This is a genomic window from Streptomyces poonensis, assembly GCF_014650915.1.
Taxonomy (GTDB): Bacteria; Actinomycetota; Actinomycetes; order Streptomycetales; family Streptomycetaceae; genus Streptomyces; species Streptomyces poonensis.
This window is the reverse complement of the sequence record NZ_BMVW01000007.1, coordinates 372,869-379,875: the sequence shown is the minus strand read 5'-3', so window position 1 is coordinate 379,875 and position 7,007 is coordinate 372,869. Positions and strand designations below refer to the sequence as shown.

Genomic DNA, 7,007 nt, shown 5'->3' with positions numbered 1-7,007 from the left:
GCTCTCGCGTTTCCCTTTCCGGCGGTTCCGACTCTATCAGATCCTTTCGGGCCTGATTCCCAGTCGGCGGGCTTTGCCTTTCGGCACGCTTCTCAGATCTACGCTTTCGCGTTTCTCTTTTCGGCGGTTCCGACTTTATCAGAACGTTTGGATCGGATTGACCGGTCGTCCGTTACTGAATCATCGGGGCTTCATCGTCATCGATTTATCGACGCTGCGAGAAGCGGATAGACACTCGCTGCTGCCAGCCGGGGAGGTCCCCTCTAGGCAACTGTTCGAATCTACCTCCCCACTCGGCCTGTGTCAACAGTCCTTGCGGGGCGAAGAAGAGGTTAACAGCTCGGCGCAGGTGCTTGCACATCCGGTGGTGGACGTGCGGCCGACGGTCAGTCGAACGTGCTCAGGCCGCCGTCGGGACGGCGGCGCTCCGCTCGGGTTCCTCGAGGTCGCCGATGCCGCCGGCCCGGGCCGCACGTCCGCCCAGGACGTAGACGTACGCGAGAAAGGCCAGCTCCGCTGCGATGCCGATGCCGATGCGTGCCCAGGTCGGCAGCCCGGAAGGGGTCACGAAGCCTTCGATCGCTCCGGAGATGAAGAGGATCAGGGCCAGGCCTATCGCCATGCCCAGCGCGGCTCTGCCTTCCTCGGCGAGCGCGGCACGGCGGGTACGAGGGCCCGGGTCGATGAGGGTCCAGCCGAGTCTCAGGCCCGTCCCGGCGGCCACGAAGACGGCGGTCAGTTCCAGAAGGCCGTGCGGAAGGATGAGCCCCAGGAAGACGTCGAGTCTGCCTGCCGAAGACATCAAGCCGATGCCCATACCCAGGTTCAGCATGTTGAGGAGAAGGATCCAGAGGACCGGGAGGCCGAGGAAGATGCCCAGCACCAGGCACATGGCCGCGGCCTGGGCGTTGTTCGTCCACACCTGCGCCGCGAAGGATGCGGCCGGGTGGCTGGAGTAGTACGTCTCGTACTCGCCGCCCGGGCGGGTCAGCTCACGCAGTTGCTCGGGGGCCGCTATCGAGGACTGGACCTCCGGGTGGGTGCCGATCCACCAGCCCAGGAGTACGGCAACCACCGTGGACAGGAGCGCGGTGGGTATCCACCAGTGGCGTGAGCGGTAGACGGCGGCAGGGAAGCCGTGGGCGAGGAAACGGGTCACATCGCGCCAGGAGGCGCGGCGGGTACCTGTCACTGCGCTGCGCGCGCGTGCCAGCAGTTGGCTGAGGCGCCCGGTGAGCTGCGGGTCCGGGGCGCTGGACTGGATCACGGAGAGATGCGTGGCGGTGCGCTGGTAGAGGGCGACGAGTTCGTCGACCTCTGCGCCGTTCAGCCGGCGCCGACGGCGCAGCAGGGCGTCGAGGCGGTCCCACTCCGCGCGGTGGGCGGACACGTAGACGTCGAGGTCCATGGGGTTTGCTGCTCCTCGTCCTCTCGTACTGCGTGTCAGCTTGTCGTACTGCGGCGCGATGTGCCCTCAGCTTGGCAGACTGGCCGTGCTCAGGGCAGGTCAGGGGAAGGGACGGGCACGTGAGTGAGCTAGTGACTGGCGAGGCGGTGGCGCTGGAGCTGCGCCCCGCGAAGCTGCCGAGCCGGGCGCTCGCCGTGGTGCTCGATCTGATCGTGGCCATGATCGGGTACCTCGTCGTGACCATGGTCCTGGTCGCGGCGACGGCCGGTCTGGACGAGGCGGCGCAGGTCGCGATATCGATCGCAACCTTCCTGTTGGTACTGGTGGGCGGACCGATCGCGGTGGAGACGCTCAGCCATGGGCGGTCCTTGGGGAAGCTGGCGTTCGGGCTGCGGGTGGTGCGGGACGACGGAGGGCCCATCCGGTTCCGGCACGCACTGGTACGCGGTGCTGTGGGGATCGTCGAAATCCTCATGACGTTCGGTGTCGTCGCGTGCATCGCCTCCCTTGTGTCGGCTCGGGGGCGCAGGCTGGGTGACGTGTTCGCGGGGACGCTGGTGGTACGGGAGCGGGTGCCGACCGGGCAGGGGAACTTTGTGCCTCCGCCGCCGTACTGGCTGGCGGGGCGGTTCTCCGCACTCGACCTGTCGGCGGTCCCGGACGGACTCTGGTTGGCCGTCCGCCAGTACCTGACACGCATGCAGCAACTGGATCCGCAGGTCGGGCAGGCGATGGCGGCCCGCCTCGCCTCCGACCTCGTCGCACGCACCGGGTCCCCGGCGCCGGAGGGGGTGCCGGCTGCTGCTTACTTGGCTGCCGTGCTCCACGAGCGGCAGGCGCGGGAGGCTCGGCGAGCATTCCGGGAGCACGGCACGAGCAGCGTGGTCGATGCGCAGGCTGGTACGTCGGCAGGTGGCCCGGTCTGGGGTGGCGCGGAGCGGGGTGGCGCCGCGATGCAGAGGCCAGAGCAGCCTGTGGACATGGGGGTGGCCGGTCCCGACCTCGCGAAGGGGCGTCCTGGAGCGGACTCTCAGGACGGGCCGGTGAGGAACGAGTCGGCCGAGCAGTCCGACCGTCCGGCCACGGGATTCGTACCGCCGGCGTGAAGCAGGGGTGCCAGGGCAGCGCTCTGCCTGCCCGTGCCTCTTGTCTCTTGCCGCTTCGGCTTCGGCTTCAGCGGAACGTTGAAGGCGGCGAGTCCAGGTCCTCCAGCTCGATGCCGGGTGCCGCCAGGACCACGTCGCCGGAAATGTGAACGGTGTGCTGCTCGCCTGTGTCCAGGGCTGTGACCTGGTATGCGTCCACGGTCAGGGGGCCGTTGTCAGTGGCGTGTGCTTCGCTGTCCAGCAAGGTCCAGGACTGGTCCACGGTGCGCGGGGCGAGGACCGGGTCCGTGAGGGCGACGAGGCGTACGCGGGTCGCGGAGGCGGGGACGGTGAGGCGCAGCAGACGAGCGGTGGCGATCAGGAACGCCGGAGACGTGCCGGTGAAGGCATGGGCGCGGACATTGCCTTCGGTGGCGTAGGTGCCGGTGGGGTCGGTGCGGACCCAGGTGACGCCGTCGAGTGCGGCGCCGCGGACCTGCCAGCTCGCGGCGTGGAGTTCGAGTCGGATGGGGCGGCCGAGGTCGTCGAGGGCGAGGTCGACGGAGCCGGCGTGGTCGCCGGAGGGGGTGGTCAGCTGGGAGACATAGCGCCAGCCCGAGGGGCCGGGTGCGCAGTGGAAGTGCTCGTCGGCGACAGGGGTGTGATCGTGGGGGTCGTGGAGCGAATATCGGCCGCGGGGCATGGGGGTCCTGGATTGTGAAGGGCTGGTCCGGCCCAGGCCGCAGGCTCGTCGGGCAGTGAGTGCCGGTACGGCATGCGCGGTCGGCCGATGGGACAGGCCCCCGGCACGGGGGTGCGGGGGCCTGTCCGGAGCTGCTGCTGAGTACGTCAGTGCACGGGCGCGCTCACCGGGTGCTCGCAATGGTGGCTGCGTAGCGTGCAGGCATCACTGCGATGGTGGGCGGTTTCGGCTCCGTAGCGCTGTTCAGTAGCGGTAGTGGTCGGGCTTGTACGGACCCTCGACCTCGACGCCGATGTACGCGGCCTGCTCCGGGCGCAGCGTCGTGAGCTTCACGCCGAGCGCGTCGAGGTGCAGGCGGGCGACCTTCTCGTCGAGGTGCTTGGGCAGCGTGTACACGCCGGTCGGGTACGCGTCGGGCTTGGTGAACAGCTCGATCTGGGCCAGGGTCTGGTCCGCGAACGAGTTGGACATCACGAACGACGGGTGACCGGTGGCGTTGCCCAGGTTCAGCAGGCGGCCCTCGGAGAGAACGATGATCACCTTGCCGTCGGGGAAGGTCCAGGTGTGGACCTGCGGCTTGACCTCGTCCTTGACGATGCCCGGGATCTTGGCGAGGCCGGCCATGTCGATCTCGTTGTCGAAGTGACCGATGTTGCCGACGATCGCCTGGTGCTTCATCTTGGCCATGTCCGAGGCCATGATGATGTCCTTGTTGCCCGTCGTGGTGACGAAGATGTCGGCCTTGTCGATCACCTCGTCGAGCGTGGTGACCTGGTAGCCGTCCATGGCCGCCTGGAGCGCGCAGATCGGGTCGATCTCGGTGACGATGACGCGGGCGCCCTGGCCACGCAGGGACTCCGCGCAGCCCTTGCCCACGTCGCCGTAGCCGCAGACGACCGCGGTCTTGCCGCCGATCAGGACATCGGTGGCGCGGTTGATGCCGTCGATCAGGGAGTGGCGGCAGCCGTACTTGTTGTCGAACTTCGACTTGGTGACGGCGTCGTTCACGTTGATCGCCGGGAACAGGAGCACGCCGTCGCGCTGCATCTCGTACAGGCGGTGGACGCCGGTCGTGGTCTCCTCGGTGACGCCGCGGATCTCGGACGCCAGCTGGGTCCACTTCTGCGAGCCGTCCGTGATGGTGCGGTGCAGGAGTTCGAGGATGACGCGGTGCTCGTCGGACTCGGCGGTCTCCAGGCCCGGGACCTTGCCGTCCTTCTCGTACTCGACGCCCTTGTGGACGAGGAGGGTGGCGTCGCCGCCGTCGTCGAGGATCATGTTCGGGCCGCCGGTGGGGCTGTCCGGCCAGGTCAGCGCCTGCTCCGTGCACCACCAGTACTCCTCCAGGGTCTCGCCCTTCCAGGCGAAGACCGGGACGCCCTGGGGGTTGTCCGGGGTGCCGTTCGGGCCGACGGCGATGGCGGCGGCCGCGTGGTCCTGGGTGGAGAAGATGTTGCAGGACGCCCAGCGCACCTGCGCGCCGAGGGCGGTCAGGGTCTCGATGAGGACGGCGGTCTGCACGGTCATGTGCAGGGAGCCGGTGACGCGGGCGCCCGCGAGGGGCTGCGCCTCGGCGTACTCCTTGCGGATCGCCATCAGGCCGGGCATCTCGTGCTCGGCGAGGGTGATCTCCTTGCGGCCGAACTCGGCCAGGGAGAGGTCGGCGACCTTGAAGTCCTGCCGGTTGTCGACAGTCGTCATTGCGAGCTGCTCCTCGGGGTTGGTCGAGGTGGGTAGGGCTGATCTGCGCGGCGGCGGACACAGGGGTGCCCCAGGAGGACACAGGCATGCCCGCGTACGCGCAGCGCAGTCCGTCGGAGGCCCTCTCTCCCTCGGCCGGCCCGTCGTGGGCCGCCCGACCGCCATCAGCAGCGACGTCTGGCTCCCTCCCAAGCTACACCGGCGGCCCCGGTCGTCCCCAGTCCGCCTGCCGACGCATCGGGCCGGGAACGGTGGGTGAGGCACGTCGGAGGCCGGCTCCCCGTCGGCGCGCCGGGTTGTCGGCGGTACGCGCTAGCCTTCGCCGCCGACAGACACGTAAGGGAAGGGACATGCCATGAGTGGGGGGCGCAAACTCGCGGTCGCAGCGTGGGTGCTGGGTCCGTTGGGGCTGCTGCTGGCGATCGGGGGCTTCTGGGGCGCACGGGCGGGGTATCAGGCGACCACGGTTTCGAGCGACAGCATGTCGCCCACCTACACCGCGGGAGACGTGGTGGTCTTCGAGGAGGGCGGCGGGGACGAGGTCGGCCGGGGTGACGTGGTGCTGTTCGAGGCGCCGGAACGCTACGGCCCCGGTGTGTACACCATGCAGCGCGTCATCGGGGTGGGTGGCGATCATGTCGTGTGCTGCACGGGCGAGGGCGCCGGAGAGCGCCTCACCGTCAATGACAGGCCGCTCGACGAGCCGTATGTGGCGGACGGTGTCGCCGACGGCGTGCGGCCGTACGACGTGACGGTGCCCGAGGGGCGGCTGTTCCTGCTCGGCGACCACCGGGTGAATTCGAGGGACTCGCGGTTCTTCGAGGAGGACCACGACGGGACGGTGCCCCTGAGCGCGGTACGGGGACGGGTGACGGACGACTGGTCGGTGCCCGTGGCTCTCTTCGTGTCCGCGCTGTTCGGCGTGGTCGTCGCGCTCACCGGGCTGGGCCTCGGTATCGCCGCGGCGGTGCTGCGGCGACGCAGGCGGGCTCCCGTGCCGCCGTGGCCGGTGCAGGCCTGACCACGGACGACGGGGCCCGCCGCATCGTGTGCGGCGGGCCCCGTGGGGTCGTACGTCAGTGGTCGGTCGTACGTCAGTGGTCGGCGGAGTGCTGCGCCGGTCCGCCGGGGGTGGCCTCACGGTCCGGGCCCTTCGCTGCGGCGGCCTCGCTGTAGATGTCCGGTTCGAGGTAGATCACGCGGGCGATCGGGACCGCCTCGCGGATGCGGGCCTCGGCGGCGTCGATGGCGGAGGCGACCTCGGCGGCCGTGTCGTCGTGCTTGACGGCGATCTTGGCGGCGATCAGGAGCTCCTCGGGGCCGAGGTGCAGCGTGCGCATGTGGATGATGCCGGTGACGGTGGCCCCGTCGACGACGGCGGCCTCGATCTTCTTGACCTCCTCGATGCCCGCGGCCTCGCCCAGCAGGAGCGACTTGGTCTCGACGGCCAGGACGATCGCGATCAGGATGAGCAGGACGCCGATGCAGAGGGTGCCGATGCCGTCCCAAACGCCGTTGCCGGTGGCCAGGGCGAGGCCGACGCCGCCGAGGGCGAGGACCAGGCCGACGAGGGCGCCGAGGTCCTCCAGGAGGACGACCGGCAGCTCGGGCGCCTTGGCGTGGCGGACGAAGTCCTTCCAGGACTTCTTGCCGCGGAGGTGGTTCGACTCCTTGATGGCGGTGCGGAAGGAGAAGGACTCCGCGATGATCGCGAAGACGAGGACGCCGACCGGCCAGTACCAGTGCTCGATCTCGTGCGGATCGTGGATCTTCTCGTAGCCCTCGTAGATGGCGAACATGCCGCCGACCGAGAACAGGACGATGGAGACGAGGAAGGCGTAGATGTAGCGCTCGCGGCCGTAGCCGAACGGGTGCTGCGGGGTCGCCTCGCGCTGGGCCTTCTTGCCGCCGAGGAGGAGCAGGAACTGGTTGCCGGAGTCGGCGAGCGAGTGCACCGACTCCGCGAGCATCGAGGACGACCCGCTGAAGAGGAACGCCACGAACTTGGATACCGCGATCGCGAGGTTGGCGGCGAGTGCCGCCACGATCGCCTTGGTGCCGCCTGACGCACTCATAAGTCCGTGATGTCCCTTCAGCTGTGCTTCTGTCC

General features: G+C 69.2%; 6 protein-coding genes. 2 read left to right on the top strand and 4 right to left on the bottom strand.

The genetic code is table 11. The annotated features are described in order from the left end of the window. Positions 1 to 400: 400 nt before the first annotated feature. On the bottom strand, positions 401 to 1,408 hold the full coding sequence (locus tag IE242_RS20325) for a stage II sporulation protein M (protein WP_189861241.1): 1,008 nt from the start codon (positions 1,406 to 1,408) through the stop codon (positions 401 to 403). A gap of 119 nt (positions 1,409 to 1,527) precedes the next feature. On the opposite strand from IE242_RS20325, the gene IE242_RS20320 reads away from it, so the two are divergent. Beyond that, positions 1,528 to 2,514 carry an RDD family protein gene (locus IE242_RS20320; RefSeq protein WP_189861239.1) on the top strand — a complete coding sequence of 329 codons (987 nt, stop codon included), beginning with the start codon at positions 1,528 to 1,530 and terminating at the stop codon, positions 2,512 to 2,514. A gap of 67 nt (positions 2,515 to 2,581) precedes the next feature. Here the strand turns inward: IE242_RS20320 and IE242_RS20315 are convergent, their stop codons facing one another. Continuing rightward, positions 2,582 to 3,196 carry a hypothetical protein gene (locus tag IE242_RS20315; RefSeq protein ID WP_189861237.1) on the bottom strand — a complete coding sequence of 205 codons (615 nt, stop codon included), beginning with the start codon at positions 3,194 to 3,196 and terminating at the stop codon, positions 2,582 to 2,584. Between the two features lie 243 nt (positions 3,197 to 3,439). Then, positions 3,440 to 4,897 (bottom strand): adenosylhomocysteinase, encoded by a 1,458-nt coding sequence (gene ahcY, locus IE242_RS20310; protein WP_189861236.1) that lies wholly within the window; start codon positions 4,895 to 4,897, stop codon positions 3,440 to 3,442. A gap of 355 nt (positions 4,898 to 5,252) precedes the next feature. Between ahcY and lepB the strand changes: the two genes are divergently transcribed. Further along, the gene (lepB, locus tag IE242_RS20305; RefSeq protein ID WP_189861235.1) at positions 5,253 to 5,918 is read left to right on the top strand and encodes a signal peptidase I; all 666 of its coding nucleotides are present in this window, start codon (positions 5,253 to 5,255) and stop codon (positions 5,916 to 5,918) included. A 73-nt stretch (positions 5,919 to 5,991) separates the two neighbouring features. Here the strand turns inward: lepB and IE242_RS20300 are convergent, their stop codons facing one another. Continuing rightward, positions 5,992 to 6,972 carry a cation diffusion facilitator family transporter gene (locus IE242_RS20300; RefSeq protein WP_189861234.1) on the bottom strand — a complete coding sequence of 327 codons (981 nt, stop codon included), beginning with the start codon at positions 6,970 to 6,972 and terminating at the stop codon, positions 5,992 to 5,994. Between the last annotated feature and the right edge of the window lie 35 nt (positions 6,973 to 7,007).

Excerpts from the sequence above, each read along its gene's own strand:
- IE242_RS20325 (WP_189861241.1), bottom strand. The coding sequence starts at position 1,408 with ATGGACCTCGACGTCTACGTGTCCGCCCACCGCGCGGAGTGGGACCGC.
- IE242_RS20315 (WP_189861237.1), bottom strand. The coding sequence starts at position 3,196 with ATGCCCCGCGGCCGATATTCGCTCCACGACCCCCACGATCACACCCCT.
- ahcY (WP_189861236.1), bottom strand. The coding sequence starts at position 4,897 with ATGACGACTGTCGACAACCGGCAGGACTTCAAGGTCGCCGACCTCTCC.
- lepB (WP_189861235.1), top strand. The coding sequence starts at position 5,253 with ATGAGTGGGGGGCGCAAACTCGCGGTCGCAGCGTGGGTGCTGGGTCCG.
- IE242_RS20300 (WP_189861234.1), bottom strand. The coding sequence starts at position 6,972 with ATGAGTGCGTCAGGCGGCACCAAGGCGATCGTGGCGGCACTCGCCGCC.